The 1,316-nt window shown below is 67.2% G+C and carries 2 protein-coding genes; both read right to left on the bottom strand.

All coding sequences use genetic code 11. The features are described from left to right. Positions 1-42 precede the first annotated feature (42 nt). Complete coding sequence (locus D2L64_RS26895; RefSeq protein WP_119579992.1) at positions 43-939, bottom strand: IS3 family transposase; 897 nt, start codon at positions 937-939, stop codon at positions 43-45. After that, on the bottom strand, positions 936-1,238 hold the full coding sequence (locus tag D2L64_RS26900; RefSeq protein ID WP_158603560.1) for a transposase: 303 nt from the start codon (positions 1,236-1,238) through the stop codon (positions 936-938). Before D2L64_RS26900 ends, D2L64_RS26895 begins: the two co-directional genes overlap by 4 nt. Positions 1,239-1,316 lie beyond the last annotated feature (78 nt).

Raw genomic sequence — 1,316 nt, forward strand, 5'->3', positions numbered from 1 at the left:
TGGGGTTGACCCGGTTTGACGGACAGGGTCGATAAGTGGATCTCACGCTACCTTGCTGGTTGGCCTGCGGAAATGTGCGGTCTCCTCGTACTCGGCGGGACTCATGTAGTCCAGGGTGGAGTGGCGGCGGCGGGTGTTGTACCACCCTTCGATCCAGTCGAAGATCGCCGCACGGGCGGCAGCACGGGTTGGCCACGCCCTCCGGTCCAACAGTTCGGTCTTGATCGTGGCGAAGAACGATTCGGCGACGGCGTTGTCCCAGCACTGACCCCGCCCACCGACTGACAGCAGCATCTGGTTGCGGTCGGCCAGCCTGGCGAACTGGGCGCTGGTGTACTGACATCCCCGGTCGCTGTGGAAGATCACCTGACCGGTCGGGCGGCGGGTGGCGATGGCGTTGGACAGGGCTTGGGCCGGTAGGTCGGTGCGTAGATGGTCGGCGGCGGCCCAGCCGACGATCCGACGTGAGGCGATGTCGATCACGGTCGCGAGGTACAACCAGCCCTCCCACGTGGGGATGTAGGTGATGTCACCGCACCAGCGGGTGTCGACCTCAGTCGCGGAGGTGGTGAAGTTCCGGCGGATCCGGTCGGCGGCCACAGCCGCCTGCGGGTCGGGCACGGTCGTGGTGCGCCACCGCTTCGGCATTCGTCCGCACAACCCGGCGCCCCGCATCAGCCGAGCGATGCGTTTGCGGGAGTGCCGCCGTCCCTGCGCGGCCAACTCGGCGTGGACCCGAGGAGCGCCATAGGTGCCGGCCGAGCCGGCGTGGATGTCGGTGATCCGGTCGGTCAGGTCGACGTCGTCACGCTCCCGCCGCGACGGGCCGGCACGGTGCTGGTAGTAGGCGGACCGGGAGACCTCCAACAGCTCACAGGAACGCTTCACGTTCCCGTCGGGCCGTGCCTTCTCCGCCTCGATGAACGGATACACGTTCACCGGGTCTCCTTCGCGAAGAAAGCCGTGGCCCGTTTCAGGATGTCCACGTCCTCCCGCAACCGACGGTTCTCCCGCCGCAACCGCGCCAACTCATCCCGCTCGTCACTGGTCAACCCGTCCGACCGGGCGCCGACGTCGAGGTCAGCCTGCTTCACCCACTCCCGCACCGCGGTCTCGGTCAGATCGAAGTCCCTCGCGACCTGCGCCACCGTCCGGTCACCCCGCCGACACACCTCGACGATCTCCGCCTTGAACTCCGGCGTGAACGCCCGACGCGGCCGGCGTGGCTTCTTACCCATGCCTTCCATGATGAACATCCTCCCGAGGAGCACACAGCCCCTCTGAACTGGGATGTCCGTCAAACCGGGTCAGGCCCA

Source organism: Micromonospora radicis, assembly GCF_003583405.1.
GTDB classification, from domain to species: Bacteria; Actinomycetota; Actinomycetes; order Mycobacteriales; family Micromonosporaceae; genus Micromonospora; species Micromonospora radicis.